The sequence below is a fragment of the Pseudoalteromonas sp. PA2MD11 genome (assembly GCF_017808125.1).
GTDB lineage: Bacteria > Pseudomonadota > Gammaproteobacteria > Enterobacterales > Alteromonadaceae > Pseudoalteromonas > Pseudoalteromonas simplex.
The window spans coordinates 85,314-100,611 of the sequence record NZ_JADKNF010000010.1; the positions used below are offsets into that span (position 1 = coordinate 85,314).

11 protein-coding genes are annotated in these 15,298 nt (G+C 37.4%); 6 read left to right on the plus strand and 5 right to left on the minus strand.

The window, feature by feature from the left end:
* The first annotated feature begins 63 nt into the window (after window positions 1-63).
* The gene (locus ISP07_RS12130) at window positions 64-1,473 is read left to right on the plus strand and encodes an alanine/glycine:cation symporter family protein (RefSeq protein ID WP_209327768.1); all 1,410 of its coding nucleotides are present in this window, start codon (window positions 64-66) and stop codon (window positions 1,471-1,473) included.
* Between the two features lie 27 nt (window positions 1,474-1,500).
* Entirely contained in the window at window positions 1,501-2,550 is a 1,050-nt protein-coding gene (locus ISP07_RS12135) for a patatin-like phospholipase family protein (protein ID WP_209327769.1), read from the plus strand.
* 17 nt (window positions 2,551-2,567) lie between these two features.
* Here ISP07_RS12135 and ISP07_RS20730 read toward each other — a convergent pair whose 3' ends face one another.
* From ISP07_RS20730 to ISP07_RS12150, 3 genes are all read right to left on the minus strand, one after another.
* Window positions 2,568-4,127 carry a methyl-accepting chemotaxis protein gene (locus ISP07_RS20730; protein WP_209327770.1) on the minus strand — a complete coding sequence of 520 codons (1,560 nt, stop codon included), beginning with the start codon at window positions 4,125-4,127 and terminating at the stop codon, window positions 2,568-2,570.
* A gap of 225 nt (window positions 4,128-4,352) precedes the next feature.
* Entirely contained in the window at window positions 4,353-4,661 is a 309-nt protein-coding gene (locus ISP07_RS12145) for an excalibur calcium-binding domain-containing protein (RefSeq protein ID WP_209327771.1), read from the minus strand.
* A gap of 617 nt (window positions 4,662-5,278) precedes the next feature.
* Window positions 5,279-5,842: a YSC84-related protein gene (locus ISP07_RS12150; RefSeq protein ID WP_209327772.1), complete on the minus strand. Its 564-nt coding sequence runs from the start codon at window positions 5,840-5,842 to the stop codon at window positions 5,279-5,281.
* Between the two features lie 134 nt (window positions 5,843-5,976).
* On the opposite strand from ISP07_RS12150, the gene ISP07_RS12155 reads away from it, so the two are divergent.
* Both ISP07_RS12155 and ISP07_RS12160 read left to right on the plus strand, forming a co-directional pair.
* Complete coding sequence (locus ISP07_RS12155) at window positions 5,977-7,188, plus strand: tyrosine-type recombinase/integrase (protein ID WP_209327773.1); 1,212 nt, start codon at window positions 5,977-5,979, stop codon at window positions 7,186-7,188.
* Entirely contained in the window at window positions 7,188-8,375 is a 1,188-nt protein-coding gene (locus tag ISP07_RS12160; RefSeq protein ID WP_209327774.1) for a cation:proton antiporter, read from the plus strand. The genes ISP07_RS12155 and ISP07_RS12160 overlap by 1 nt, the downstream gene beginning before the upstream one ends.
* Before the next feature lie 36 nt (window positions 8,376-8,411).
* Here the strand turns inward: ISP07_RS12160 and ISP07_RS12165 are convergent, their stop codons facing one another.
* A complete protein-coding gene (locus tag ISP07_RS12165; protein ID WP_209327775.1) occupies window positions 8,412-11,456 on the minus strand; it encodes an FAD-binding and (Fe-S)-binding domain-containing protein in 3,045 nt (1,014 codons plus the stop codon).
* Window positions 11,457-11,603: 147 nt separating this feature from the next.
* Here ISP07_RS12165 and ISP07_RS12170 point away from each other — a divergent pair, with 147 nt between their 5' ends.
* On the plus strand, window positions 11,604-11,813 hold the full coding sequence (locus ISP07_RS12170; RefSeq protein WP_054563100.1) for a PGPGW domain-containing protein: 210 nt from the start codon (window positions 11,604-11,606) through the stop codon (window positions 11,811-11,813).
* 94 nt (window positions 11,814-11,907) lie between these two features.
* On the opposite strand, the gene ppsA is transcribed toward ISP07_RS12170, so the two are convergent.
* Window positions 11,908-14,283, minus strand: a complete 2,376-nt coding sequence (ppsA, locus tag ISP07_RS12175) for a phosphoenolpyruvate synthase (RefSeq protein WP_054553332.1) — start codon at window positions 14,281-14,283, stop codon at window positions 11,908-11,910.
* Between the two features lie 152 nt (window positions 14,284-14,435).
* On the opposite strand from ppsA, the gene ppsR reads away from it, so the two are divergent.
* On the plus strand, window positions 14,436-15,245 hold the full coding sequence (gene ppsR, locus ISP07_RS12180; RefSeq protein WP_209327776.1) for a pyruvate, water dikinase regulatory protein: 810 nt from the start codon (window positions 14,436-14,438) through the stop codon (window positions 15,243-15,245).
* Window positions 15,246-15,298: the final 53 nt, after the last annotated feature.

The window sequence follows — 15,298 nt, forward strand, 5'->3', positions numbered from 1 at the left end:
GTTAAAGTGGTTAGCTATTCACTTTTTGTGACTTTTTATCTATAAAAGCAATAAAGGCTTGCCATGTTTAACAGTGCTGTATCGACAATCAATGGTCTTCTTTGGGGAGAGGGCCAAATTCTTATCTATATTCTTCTGTTTGCTGGGTTCTGGTTTTCGGTAAGACTAAAAGCGATTCAATTGGTTAAGTTTCGCCATATGTTTAGCCTGTTAAAGTCGAGTAGCAGCACCGATAAAAACTCAATCAGTTCGTTTCAAGCTTTATGTACTGGTCTTTCAGCACGAGTAGGTACTGGTAACCTTGCAGGGGTTGCCGTTGCTATTTCGTTAGGAGGCAGTGGCGCAATATTTTGGATGTGGGTGATTGCCATTTTGGGCATGGCCACTGGTTTTGCCGAAAGCGTACTTGGGCAAGTCTATAAAGTTAGGGATGCCAATGGCGAGTTTAGAGGCGGGCCTGCTTATTATATTCAGCAAGGCTTAGGCAGTAGAGCGCTTGCAGTGTGTTTTGCTTTTTGCTTGTTTCTTGGTTATGGCTTTACGTTTAGTGCCATGCAAACGAATACCATTACCGATGCTCTCAATTACGCATTTGAAATTCCAACACTGTATTCAGGTATTGTGATCACAATACTGGCAGGCTCTATTATTTTAGGCGGCTTTAAAGCTATTGCCCGCTTTGCTGAACGTATTGTGCCAGTCATGGGCATTTTATTTGTACTTGCCGCTATCATAATTACTTTACTGAATATCGGTAAAGTACCTGCGATGATTGAAGATATTTTACTTTCAGCCTTTGGCTTACAAGAGGCAGGCGCAGGGGCTATGGGGGCAGCAATTAAAAATGGTATTCAGCGAGGGCTGTATTCAAATGAAGCCGGAGCGGGTAGTGTGCCTCATGCATCAGGCTGTGCATCGCCAGTACCAAATCACCCAGTCACTCAAGGCTATATTCAAATGCTTGGGGTTTTCTTCGATACTATTGTGCTGTGTAGTTGTACGGCGGTGATTATTTTATTAGCTGATATTGATATTAGCGGCGAAATGGAAGGAATACGCTTAACTCAAACAGCGATGACAGCGCATATGGCTGCTGGTGGCATTTACTTTGTAGCGGCTGCAATTTGTTTATTTGCGTTTACTTCTGTGGTTGCAAACTATGCCTATGCAGAAAGTAACCTACATTTATTTAAACTAGATAATAAACTCGGCCGTGGAATTTACACCTGTTTATATTTATCAATGATGATTTGGGGCGCATCGGCCACCATTAAACAAGTGTGGGATCTTGCAGACATTGCTTTAGGTTTAATGACAGTGGTGAACGTTATCGCTATCATACGCTTAACGCCAACCATCTTATCTGTGACAAAAGACTACCATAGTCAACGTGAAGTAGGGCTAGAGCCAAGTTTTGATTCTGAAAAAGTACAGGTTCAAGGTCAAACAGAGCAAGGTATATGGCGCAAATAAGCTAAAACAATAACGAGAAAAGTAACCATGATAGATATTTATGCAGGGCCTAGTGCTGCAAAAGTAATTCAAGAGCAAGGCCTGTCTGCCGATTTGTTTAATACCTTTTTAGGAGCAAGCGGCGGGCCCAAGTGGTTTACATTATTTGGTTTGGATAAATATCTATTTGGTGAATTTTTTAAAGACCGTACCACACCTTTAAACTTATTAGGGTCAAGTGCCGGTGCATTTAGATCTGCTTGTTTTGCACAAAATGACCCTGTTGCTGCAATATCTCGATTAGCAAAGTCTTACTCTGAAACACGCTATTCATCGAATAAAGCAAAACCAGAAGAAATAACAACAAAAGCACGAGAGTTATTAACCACTGTATTTGCTGAAAATGGTATTCACGAAATCATTAACAACCCGATTTTTAAAGCCCACTTTATAGTTGCAAAATCGAATGGCTTTACAGCATCAGAAAACAAAGTGATGCAGTTAATGGGGTTATCTAAAAGCTACTTAGTCAATCGAATGAATAGGCGTTTGTTAAGTAAGCAATATGAACGTTATGTATTTCAGCCTGCGGATAGTCAGTTATCTTTTTCCGATAATAATACTTTCAATACCCATACTATAGAGTTAAACGAAGATAATTTAGCAGATGCTTTGCTTGCTTCAGGCTCTATTCCATTAGTGATGCAAGGCATTAAAAATATAACAGGAACACCACCAGGTATGTATCGTGATGGCGGTATTATCGATTATCACTTTGACTTAAGTATTCATAATGACGGGCTCATATTATATCCGCATTTTAATAATAGCCCAAAGGCAGGTTGGTTTGATAAGAACCTAAAGCGCGGTATTACCCCGAGTAACTATGATAACGTAGTGATGATCACCCCATCAGCGGAATTTGTCGCTTCATTACCTTATGGAAAAATCCCCGATCGTAAAGACTTTACAGAACTTGATGCTGATATACGAATCAAATATTGGCAACAAGTATTCAAAGAAACCGAACGGCTAGCAGAGGCATTTGATACGGTATGTACTAATAAGCACACACCGAAAATAAACCTTATCAAATAATCGTGGTTTTGCTTTAACTACTTAAACTGGCTAATCAAAGATGTTTGTTCTGTCACTTTACTGAGTAATGCTTCACAAAGTTGCTGCGAAGTTTGGCCAAGCTCTTTACAGTCATGAGCAAAATCTTGAGCTGCTGTTATATTTCTTGCGATCGATTGACTTGCCGTTAGCTGTTCTTTTATTGCTTGGGCTACAACACTATTAAGCTCACTTAGCTTGATTGATTGCGCTTTAATATGGTCTAAACTATCGCCACTTTGATGGGCAAGCTTAACACTTTTGGCCGACAAATTTAGTCCGTCATTCATGGCAATTTGTGCTTGTTTCGAAGCGTGGGTGAGTTGATTTAATACATTGCTAATTTCTTCTGTTGATTGCTGAGTTCTAGACGCTAGAGCTCGTACTTCTCCTGCAACTACCGCAAACCCTCTGCCATGCTCACCTGCTCGGGCTGCTTCAATTGCCGCATTTAAAGCAAGTAAATTAGTTTGATCTGCGATGGCATTAATCTCAGAAAGAATTGCCACAATATCTTGATTTCCTTGGATTAAGTTTTCTACATAATTGCTTGCGGCATTGAGTTTTTCGTCAAGTTCACTAATTGAATTTATAGTTTGTCTAACAGCAAGTGAACCGTCTTCTGTTGCTTGATTCGTTAACTCAGCAGTTTGGCTTGATTTCATCGTGCTAGACGAAAGTTCATCAATAGAAGCGGTCATTTGTTCTGTTGCTACAACAATTTGCGAAACTTCGTCAGTTTGTTTATTTAAAAGCTCCGTAACATTATGGCCAGACTCGGCACAATGTTGGGCATTGTAATTAACACCCACACTAACATCATTCACACGGCCAACAACTGCTTTTAGTTTTGCTTTTTGCATCTCAAGTGCTAGATATGCAAAGCCAGATTGATCATTGGTACCAGAATACAGGTAAGCCATTAAGGGATTATCGTATACTTGTTTTGCTTTACTAATAAGTGCTAAATATTTTTGGCGCCAAAAATACATAAGCCCATTAGCTGATGCTAAAAATAGTACAAGTACACAATTAAAAATATTAAATCCAGCACTGAATAGGGCAGCCAGCGAGCCTAAAAAGCTAATTAGCAACAGGGCACTTATGTAAAGAGTGGCATCATACTTTACTGCTGTAGCATGAGACTTTTGGTTGTTGTTTATTTTTGCATATTCAGCAGTTGCTCTTTGTACAACTTCATCACTCTGTTTGGTTCTGACTGATTGGAATTCAATGATATTACCAGTTTTATCTTTAATAGGTGTTACAAAGGCATTCACCCAGTAGTAATCACCATTTTTACATCGATTTTTAACAGGTCCCATCCAAGATTGACCATTTTTAAGATGGCGCCATAAATCAGCAAAAGCAAGCTTTGGCATATCAGAATGACGAACGAGATTGTGAGGTTTATGCACCATTTCGTCGAGGGAATATCCGGCTATTTTACAAAATTCATCATTGGCATAAGTAATATTGCTATTTAAATCTGTAGTTGATAATAGGATAGATGATTCAGGAAATTTAACTTCATTGCTATTTATTAGTTGGCTATTCACAGTGCTGTTCACTTTTTTAGAATAATTATAATAGTAAAGTATTGTTTATTGCCGATATTATTATTGTGAAATAAACAAGGAAAGTCTTACTTAAATAAGTTTTGTTCTATATCAAGTTACACCTAAGTAATTGATATGGAATTAAGAAAATTCATATTTTTTCGTAAATGAGGAGGAAAACTTTAATTCTAAATAGAATTTAGAATTAAAGTTAAACTATAGAAATTAAAACCTAGGATCACCTTCACATAACTCACCATCATAATCACTATCTAAATCAGTATTTGGACAATGCCTATTAAAAAAATAGGCTTCTTCAATGGATGTCATTTGCTTACAGTATTGTCTGCCATCACATTCGAAATAACTTTCATTAGTAGAGAAGCGTTTTTGTTGTCTCTTATTAAAGCGTGCTTTTAAAGGTGTTATAACACGGCTATTGACTACCTCAGTAATAGATGTACCACCATTATTTGTAACGTAATATTCCCATCCCAAATACAAAAAAATTGTCAGCAAAATAAACTTTCTCATAGGACCTGCTAATATTTATAGTTATAAAGTTTGAAGAAAATGCATGAAATGTTAAACGAGTAACTCTTCTAGTATTAAAGTATGGATATGCTACTAAGATGAAAATGAAAAGTTAAGTTTAATTAATGGTTTATCCATGAAATCTGAATTTTCCTAGGAGGTGTAAGAGGAGATAACTTAAAAAACCCCGAACTACTTCTGATGTGGAACATAAAATGAAAAGATATAAAGTTATCAAAATTAGGTCGTTTATTTTGAATCAGCCATTGTGTAAGCAAAGCCAGAGCAGATATACGAGATAGGTTTAAATGCTAAGAATATAAAAAGCTTTAACATCTAAACAGTTAGAGTAATACATTAAAATAATTACGCATAACAAACTAATCTCTTGAGAACTATAAAAAATAAGTAGCTATTTGTTCAAAGAACTTATTAACTGAAAGAGCGATAAATGAGAACTCATAAAAATTGTAAAATAGATATAAACAAGTAAATTAACAACTAGAAACAAATAATACTTAATCACCCATAAATTACGTTATGTTAAATTACATAAAATAATGAAAAGTGGGAGTTAGGTTACTAACTAGCCCACTTTTAGAAGGGTTTAAAATAGCTTAATTTAGCTCAGAATCTACCCAAAACTTAGTGCCTTTAAGTACAGCTTGTAGTGCAAGACCATTTTCGGTTAAAGAGTAAACAGTTACTTGGTCGGCAATTGCTTCGGCAACTAAAGCGCCACCTTTATCTTCGTATTTTGCTGCTGCATCTGCATTTCCACCGAATGCCCAACCATGTTCAATAAAGCGATTTACAGCTGCTTGGTTATGAAAAACCATCACAACATTAAAGTCTTTAACACCTAAACCTAAGCCTAAACCTGCTTCACCCATATTCATGTAAGTTGATTTACCGGTTAGGTTATTTTTTACTACACCATAACCACCGCCAAAACTGGCTAAAACAACATTTACATTGGCATTATCAAAAACCGCGTAACCAGCAGAATTAGCAATTTGTTGTTTAACATCAGGTTTTTGAGCGTAAAGCTCACTTAATGTATTGATTTTCATGCTTTGTACTAAAGCACGTTTTTCATCGGGAGATGCACTTCCTGTTGTAGCACAACCGGTTAAAATTGTAGTGATTAAAACTAAACTAATAGCGATAAACTTTTTCATACATATTCCTTGAATATTAGTATGGCAATCTAGTTAATGTTGCAAATACTATAGATATATTAAGTCCAATACTAGACAGTATCGGACTTTATGGTAATCTTATAACTAGTTATTTTACAATATATTACATCATTATGCTCGTTGCTCTTGTTGATACACTTAAACAACTGCGTTACCAAATTGCCCATCTTGAAGATGATACTCTTGCAACAGAATATCCAGAACTTAATAACTTTATACATCATGTTGGATTGACTGTTGCTGAATCAAAAAATGACTTAGCTTTTGTTTATCAGTTTCTATATGTGTATGGCCGAAAATCAGAAGCCACATTTAATCGTTTTCGAAATGAGCTTGAGCGGTTTTGTTTATGGTCATGGTTAATTGCTGAAAAATCAGTTTTTGATCTAAAACGTGAAGATATTGAAGCCTATGTTGATTTTATGGTTGAACCAGATTCAGCCTGGTTATCAAGTTCAGTGCAATGGCGTTATAAAGATGAACAAGGCATAAGACGACTCAATACAAATTGGCGCCCTTTCATAAATAAAGAAAATATTGCTAGCCAACAAACACTTGCCGCTATGTTTACAGCTTTAAATGTTTTTTATAAGTTCGCAATTTTAGAAGAAAAAACCTTTGCTAACTTCGTACCGGTAGTAAAAAAGAATAGCCCATACTTAGTTGTGCAATCGCAAATAAAAATCCCTGACACACTCAGTGATATTCAATGGGAGTATGTATTTGGTGTTACTCGGGATTTATGTGAACAACGACCTGATCTAGAAAGAAATTTATTTACTCTCGCTTGTTTAAAAGGATTGTATCTACGAATTTCTGAGTTATCCGAGCGCCCTCAGTGGTCGCCGGTTATGTCACATTTTTGGCAAGATAATGATGGTTTTTGGTTTTTAAGAATTATGGGTAAAGGTAACAAATTACGTGATGTTACCTTAAGTGAAGATTTTATATCATATCTAAAACGTTATAGGCTTTACCGAGGTTTACCTGCCCTGCCCCGTGTTGATGAAGCTGAGCCGCTAGTTCATAAAATTCGTGGCAAAGGGGGAATGACTGTTCGTCAAATTCGTCGTTTGGTTCAGCAAAGTTTTGATTTAGCAAAACAATCTCTTTTAGATGACGGCTTTAAAGATGATGCGGAACAACTTGAAGCAGCTACTGCTCACTGGTTAAGGCATACTGGTGCAACACACGATGCTCAAACAAGACCGCTAAAACATTTATCTGAAGATTTAGGTCATGCAAAAATTGCTACGACAGATCAAATTTATATTCAAACAAATATAAAAGAACGTGCAAAGTCTGGAATAAAAAGGAAAGTTTAATGGAATATACAATACTGGCGTTAGTCGGTTTAGCTTTATTATTTTACTCACTGACGATTCGGCAATTAGAGCGAACAGAAATTACCGGGCCAATGTTTTTTGTGTTGGTCGGAATTGCAATGTCTTACTTTTTGCCGAGTGAGTTTAAGTTAGGCGAAGCCGGACTCAGTGACATTTTACCTTTGGTTGAATTAACCTTAAGTATTTTTTTATTTACCGATGCCGCCAAATCAAAACTTCCCGTATTAAAACATAGTTATCAGTACCCTAGCCTGTTACTTTTTGTGGCTTTGCCGATGACATTACTGTTAGGTGTAGCTGGTGGGTTGTTTTTCTTTTCGGAGTTATCACTTTTTCAATCTGCCTTGATCGCGATTATTTTAACACCTACGGATGCTGCGCTTAGCAAAGGAATTTTAGAATGCACATCGGTTCCAGAGAAAGTTCGGGAAGGGATAAATACGGAAAGCGGGTTGAACGATGGCCTTTGTGTTCCCATTTTTTTAGTTTTACTATTATTAGTTCAAAACCCAGAAAGTGCTGTAACGACAATTGATACTTTACTTGTTTTTGCAAGAGAATTAGGTGTTGCACTGGTTATTGCAGGCGTGTCGATAGCAGTATTTATTCCACTTTTAAAAATAGCATTAGCACGTCATTACTTTGCAAATAATAGTAGTCCATTTTTATTGATTGGCTTAGTCATGGCTATTTTCTCTTTAACACAAAATTTTCATGGCAGTGGTTTTATTGCTGTTTTTGTTGCGGGACTTTTATTTGATTACTTAGCACCTAAAAAAATACGTTCAACATTAGTTAAAGACTCTGAGCATATCGCTGAATTTGTTGCCCTACTAATTTGGTGTTTATTCGGTTTTGTATGTGGTCACTTAATTGTGAATGACATCACTTGGCCAATTGTTTTTTATGCGTTATTAAGTGTGACGATTTTTAGAATTGTGCCGGTACTCCTTTCACTTATGTTTACTAATCTAAATTTCAAAGACAAATTTACTTTTGCGTGGTTTGGTCCAAGAGGTTTGGCGTCTATCGTTTTCACTTTAATGGTGATGGATACAGCAATTGAAAACAAAGAACAAATTGCCACAATAACATTAACAACCATTTTATTTAGTGTGTTCATTCATGGCATGAGTACCAAGCCCATCGCAAAAAGTTACCAATAAAAAAGGCGCGTTGAGCGCCTTTTTTATTTTTACAACTTAAAGTAGCTCTGCAATTAATTGCAGTGGATGCTTTGGTTTAAATTTTTCATAGCGCTTCACTTGGCTGCGACAAGAAAAGCCAGTTGCTAAAATAGTTTCAGGCTCATTACTTGAAATAATTGGTTGCCAACTCATTTCATAAAGTGCGCGTGAATTTTCTTGGTTTTGTTTTTCGTGGCCATACGTACCTGCCATACCACAACAACCTGTACTAGTCGTCTCTAGTTGTAAATTTAAATCAGCAAAAATGGTTTGCCAAACTTTAGACGCATTTGGCATAGCTGTTGTTTCAGTACAATGACTTAATAATTTAAATGTCGAATCGGTTTTACTGGCAAGAGTAACCTGTTTAAAGTTTTGCGTTTGAAGCCATTCATGTGCAAGTTCAACTTTAAAATCTCCACGGTCATCTTTTAAAATTGATACATACTCATCTCGGTAACACATAACCAAAGATGCATCGAGCCCAACTAAAGGTGCATTGATTTCACTGAGTGAATTTAAAAACTCAGCTGCATTTTTTGCTGTTGTTTTAAATTCATTTAAAAACCCTTTTACATGCTGTGCTTTACCATTAGGTTTAAATGGTAATAGCATTGCTTTTTTGCCTAACGCTTTAATGACTTTAATAAAGCTTTCGACTAATTCGGCTTCGTAAAAACTCGTAAATGGATCTTGAACTATCAATACATATTCAGCTTGTTGTTCTTTTGAAAGTGAATTCAGTAATTCAAAATTGAATTGTTGATCTTTAGAAATACGTTTTGAAAGTTGCGGTATGCTTAAACTTGGTGTATCAACATAACCAATAGTATTTTTAATTAATCCTGAAACAAGTTTTGTATTTACTATTGGATTTACCACTTTAGCAAATTTTGCCATCACCGGCGCAGTTTGTTCGATGCCTGCCACTAAGTAATCTTTTGCTGGGCGCGCATAATAACTGTGGTAGAAATTTAAAAAGCGTGAACGGAATGTTGGTACATCAACTTTGATTGGACATGCAGTAGTACATGCTTTACAAGCTAAACATTCATCCATTGATTCTTTCACTTCGTGAGAAAAGTCATAAACACCTTTTTTCTTATCGCGACTATGTTGATAGCGCTCCCACCAAGTGATTACTTCACCATTAACTAATTCTTTTTCGACATTGAGTAAATCAATATTTTCAGACTCTTGAAGTCGCAACCATTCTCGCATTAAACTTGCGCGACCTTTAGGTGAATAACGGCGGTCACCTGTTACTTTATAAGATGGACACATTGGTGATTTTTCATCGTAGTTAAAACATAGACCATTACCATTACAGGTCATCGCGTTATTAAATTCTGTTTTAACATCGATAGAAATTTCTTTGTCGAACCAGGCACGCTTTTGATCATCTACAGAAACGAGTGAGTCTTTACTTTCAATTGGCGTACAGATTTTACCTGGGTTTACTCTGTTACTTGGATCAAATGCCGCTTTGATTTTTCGAAGTTGTGTAAATAAATGCTCGCCGAAAAATTCAGGGCCATATTCACTTCGATATCCTTTTCCGTGCTCACCCCACATCAATCCGCCATATTTTGCAGTCAGTTTAACGACTTCATCTGAAATATGACGAAGTAATTTTTCTTGCTCTGGATCACACATATCTAAAGCAGGTCGTACGTGTAATACACCGGCATCAACATGACCAAACATACCATATTGCAAATTATGGTTATCGAGAAGTTCACGAAACTCGACTATAAAATCGGCTAAGTTTTCTGGTGGTACTGCAGTATCTTCAGCAAAAGCTAACGGTTTTTGACTGCCTTTTACATTTCCTAAAAGGCCCACTGACTTTTTACGCATTGCATAAATTTTTAATATATCAGCTTTGTCATTCGTTAACTGATAACCGATCACCCCATTAGTTTGTTTTTCAACACATTCATCGAGTAGCTTACAAAGAGTGTCTACTTTATCTTTAATGTCTTCTGGTGAAACCGCATTAAACTCAACCATGTTGAGTCCTTGCATATCTTTGTTTTCAACATCGGTTATTAAGTCCGATACTGAATGCCAAATAATATCTTCTCGAGCAAGGTTAAGTACTTTACTGTCGACTGTTTCTACCGAAGTTGCATTTGCTGCAACTAGAAATGGTGAATGACGAAGTGCAGAATCAAAGCTATCGTATTTAATATTTATTAATGTTTTAAATTCAGCAATGGGCGTAATATTTAGTTTTGCTTGAGTTACAATACCTAATGAACCTTCAGAGCCTGTAATTAATCGGCTCATATCAAAGGTTTGTAAATCATCAGAAAAAATATGTTCTAAATCGTAGCCGGTCAGAAAACGGTTTAAACGAGGGAATTTTTCTAAAATAGCGTCTCGATTCTCAAGACCAATATCAAGAACTGTTTTATATAACTTGCCTACAGTCGTGTTTTGCTCAGCAATAACTTTTGCTTTTTCAACAGGCATAGGGGTTGTTGACATTTCAGTGCCATCAACAAGATAAGTTGTTAGGCCTAAAACGTGATCACTTGTTTTGCCATAAACCAAAGAGCCTTGACCTGATGCATCTGTATTTATCATTCCACCGATTGTTGCACGGTTACTAGTTGATAAATCGGGCGCAAAGAAAAAACCGTAAGGACGCAAAAAGTCGTTTAATTGGTCTTTTATTACACCCGTTTGCACGCGCACCCAGTTTTCTTCGACATTGATTTCTAAGATTTCACGCATGTAGCGAGATAAATCAACAACTATACCCGGGGTTAGCGATTGACCATTAGTACCTGTACCGCCTCCGCGTGGACCAAAAGTCAGTGATAAAAACGGATCACGAGAAGCAATTTGCATAGCAAGTTGTATGTCTTTTGCTGACTTTGGAAAGATGACACCTTGAGGTACCTGTTGGTAAACGCTGTTATCGGTCGATAAACTTAAACGCGTAGAAAAGCTTGCATCGGTATCACCACTAAAACCTTGTTTTTGTATTGTATCTAAGTAATTAGAAACGAGTTCTGTGGTGGCTTGTTGTTGGCTTACTGTTGCTATCATGACGGTGATAAATTAAGGCATTTTGCAAATTATATCATGCTAATAGCTAAGATAAATTGAAGATTTTACAGTTTGTAACACTCTTTTTATCGATTTCGGGGGGATTACTTTTATACTGTGTATTAAAGCAGCAAATGAGATAGTCAGATGAAAAAAATTGCATTAATCAGTTTAGGTGCCTTGTGCATGTTATTGGGTTTAGTTTTTGTTATTATTCCCGGACCGTCGCTGATCTTCTTTATTGCAGGACTTTTCTGTTTATCTTTTTACTATCCTAAAGCGCGTGATTATTTAAGCTTGTGCCAAAAGGCTTTGACTAAGTCATGTGCTTATATCGATAAAAAACTTGCTCGCTGATTTAAAGGACAACACGCCCTTCGAAGTAACAAAAATGCCAGCTAAGTGCTGGCATTTTTTATATCAGAATCTTTATTTTAATTAAATAAAGTACTTAGTCGGCTAATTTCTTAGCAAGATACAACCAAGTTTCTAATACTGTATCTGGGTTTAGAGAAACAGAATCAATGCCCTGCTCAACTAACCAAGCTGCAAAGTCTTCATGATCTGAAGGACCTTGACCACAAATACCTACGTATTTGCCTTTTGCTTTAGCAGTTTGAATAGCCATTGATAATAGTTTCTTGATTGCAGGGTTACGCTCATCAAATAGATGCGCAATTAAACCTGAGTCACGGTCAAGACCTAATGTTAACTGAGTTAAGTCGTTTGAACCGATAGAGAAACCATCAAAATATTCTAAGAACTCATCTGCAAGTAACGCGTTTGATGGTAATTCACACATCATGATTACTTTCAGACCATTTTCGCCACGTTTAAGGCCATGCTCTTCAAGTAATTCAATAACGCGCTTACCTTCTTCAAGCGTACGAACAAATGGGATCATGATTTCAATATTAGTCATACCCATTTCGTTGCGAACACGTTTAATCGCTTCACACTCTAACGCGAAACAGTCACGGAAATCTTCAGAGATATAACGTGCTGCACCACGGAAACCAATCATTGGGTTTTCTTCTTCCGGCTCATATTGCTGGCCGCCAACAAGGTTTGCATATTCGTTTGACTTAAAGTCAGACATACGAACAATGACACGCTCAGGTGCAAACGCACAACCTAGTGTTGCAATACCTTCAACAAGCTTAGAAATATAGAATTCTACAGGTGATTCATAACCTGCCATCATTTCTGAGATTTCAGCTTTTAGCTCGTCAGATTGCGCATCAAAATTAAGAAGTGCTTTAGGGTGAACACCAATCATTCGGTTGATTACGAATTCAACACGCGCAAGGCCAACACCGGCATGAGGTAAGCGAGCAAAGTCGAATGCACGATCAGGGTTACCTACGTTCATCATAACTTTCATTGGTAATTCTGGCATTTCATCAACACGTGAAGTAAGTACTTCGTAATCTAAAATACCTTCGTAGATATAACCTGTGTCACCTTCGGCACACGATACAGTTACATCTTGGCCTGCTTTAATTAAATCAGTTGCGTTACCACAACCAACAACTGCAGGAATACCTAATTCACGAGCAATGATTGCCGCGTGACAAGTACGTCCACCACGGTTTGTAACAATCGCAGCGGCACGTTTCATGATTGGCTCCCAGTCTGGGTCAGTCATGTCAGTAACTAGAATGTCGCCTTGTTGTACTTTGTCCATTTCATCAATTGAATCTAGTACGCGTACAGTACCTGAACCAATCTTGTGACCAATTGCACGGCCTTCAGCAACAACTGTGCTTGTACCATTTAATTGGAAACGCTCCATAACGTTAGCGTCTTCGTTTGAACGAACTGTTTCTGGACGTGCTTGAACGATGTAAAGTTTACCGTCGTTGCCGTCTTTTGCCCACTCGATGTCCATTGGACGACCGTAGTGCTTTTCAATAATAACAGCTTGCTTTGCAAGTTCTTGAACTTCAGCATCTGTGATTGAGAATTTGTTTGAAAGTGACGAATCTACATCAACAATTTCTACTTGCTTACCATGTGATTCATCCGCTGAGTAAATCATTTGGATTGCTTTTGAACCAATGTTACGGCGAACTACCGCTGGTTTACCGTTAGCAAGCGTTGGTTTATGTACATAAAATTCATCTGGGTTTACAGCACCCTGTACAACCATTTCACCAAGACCATAGCTTGAAGTTACAAATACAACATCTTCAAAGCCAGATTCAGTATCAATACTGAACATAACACCTGAAGCTGCTTTATCTGAACGAACCATGCGTTGGATACCAGCTGAAAGTGCAACACCACGGTGATCATAACCTTGGTGAACACGGTAAGAAATAGCGCGGTCATTAAATAGTGAGGCAAACACGTGTTTGATTGCAGTCATTACTGAATCAATACCACGTACGTTTAAAAACGTTTCTTGTTGTCCTGCGAATGAAGCGTCTGGCATGTCTTCTGCTGTAGCAGATGAGCGAACTGCAAATGAAACATCTTGTGATGCGTCGCCGTGTAGTTGGCTATATGCGTCGCGGATGGCTTGGTCTAGGTTAGGTTGGAATGGTGTATCGATAATCCATTGGCGGATTTCGGCACCGACTTTAGCGAGTGTATTTACATCATCCACATCCAATGTGTCTAAAATATCGTGGATTTTTGAGTTTAATCCAGATTGCTCTAGAAACTCATTGAATGCATCAGCGGTTGTAGCGAAACCACCTGGCACTTGAACACCAGCGTTAGCTAGGTTTGAGATCATTTCACCAAGTGAAGCGTTTTTACCGCCAACACGAGGAACATCTTGCATACCAAGCTCTTGATACCAGAGAACGTATTCTTGCACGGATCTTTCTCCATAAACAAATTGTAGTACTAACTGTGAGAGTTAAGAAAGAAAACCTTCTAAAAAGGTCGTAGTCATTCTACACTGGCAACAGACCTCACGTAAACCGTGAAGCCCCTATTTTGCAGATAAAGGTAATAAAAAGGTTAAATATGAGAACTGCATTTTATATTTCTGATGGAACAGCAATCACCTCTGAAGTCTTTGGTCATGCGACCTTATCTATGTTTCCTGTTGAGTTTAATCACAAAACAATTCCTTTTGTTGAAACAGAAAAAAAAGCAATTGAAGTTAAGAACTTAATTAATTCAACAGCGCAACGTGATGGAGAACAGCCACTCGTGTTCTTCACGTTTGTAAACCACGAGCTAAGTGAAATTATTAAATCGTCTTGCGCGGTGTGTTATGACTTTTTATCACAATACAGTGATAAAATTTCTCAGGAGTTAAAAGTTGCGCCAGTACCAAGGGTTCATAGAACGCATTCGATGCACGAGAAAAGTTATGATTTTCGTATTGATGCGGTTAACTATGCGTTGACCAATGATGATGGCGCTAACATTAAAAACTATGCTGAAGCCGACATTATTTTAGTAGGTGTTAGCAGAAGCGGTAAAACACCAACTAGTTTGTACCTGGCATTACAATATGGTATTAAAGCGGCGAATTACCCGCTGACAGAAGATGATTTAGAAAGAGGCACACTGCCTGAGTGTTTAAAAGCTTACAAACATAAACTTTTTGGTTTAACGATTGACCCTGTTCGCCTTGCCGATATTCGCCAGCGTCGTATGGCTAATTCAAAATATGCGTCTTTAAAACAGTGTCGTATCGAAGTGCGTGAAGTAGAAATGCTTTATAAAAAACAGAAGATTCAATTTTTAAATTCAACTCATCATTCAGTAGAAGAAATTTCTGCTAAGATTATATCTGATACTGGACTTGAAAGACGTAAGTACTAACTTGTTTTAGTATCGGACATTAAAGAAGGCTGCAATATGTAGCCTTCTTTGGA

What these genes read in the sequence shown, in the direction of transcription:
- ISP07_RS12135 (WP_209327769.1), top strand. Translation starts at nt 1,501, where the DNA reads ATGATAGATATTTATGCAGGGCCTAGTGCTGCAAAAGTAATTCAAGAG.
- ISP07_RS12160 (WP_209327774.1), top strand. Translation starts at nt 7,188, where the DNA reads ATGGAATATACAATACTGGCGTTAGTCGGTTTAGCTTTATTATTTTAC.
- ISP07_RS12155 (WP_209327773.1), top strand. Translation starts at nt 5,977, where the DNA reads ATGCTCGTTGCTCTTGTTGATACACTTAAACAACTGCGTTACCAAATT.
- ISP07_RS12130 (WP_209327768.1), top strand. Translation starts at nt 64, where the DNA reads ATGTTTAACAGTGCTGTATCGACAATCAATGGTCTTCTTTGGGGAGAG.
- ISP07_RS12150 (WP_209327772.1), bottom strand. Translation starts at nt 5,842, where the DNA reads ATGAAAAAGTTTATCGCTATTAGTTTAGTTTTAATCACTACAATTTTA.
- ISP07_RS12165 (WP_209327775.1), bottom strand. Translation starts at nt 11,456, where the DNA reads ATGATAGCAACAGTAAGCCAACAACAAGCCACCACAGAACTCGTTTCT.
- ISP07_RS12145 (WP_209327771.1), bottom strand. Translation starts at nt 4,661, where the DNA reads ATGAGAAAGTTTATTTTGCTGACAATTTTTTTGTATTTGGGATGGGAA.
- ppsR (WP_209327776.1), top strand. Translation starts at nt 14,436, where the DNA reads ATGAGAACTGCATTTTATATTTCTGATGGAACAGCAATCACCTCTGAA.
- ISP07_RS12170 (WP_054563100.1), top strand. Translation starts at nt 11,604, where the DNA reads ATGAAAAAAATTGCATTAATCAGTTTAGGTGCCTTGTGCATGTTATTG.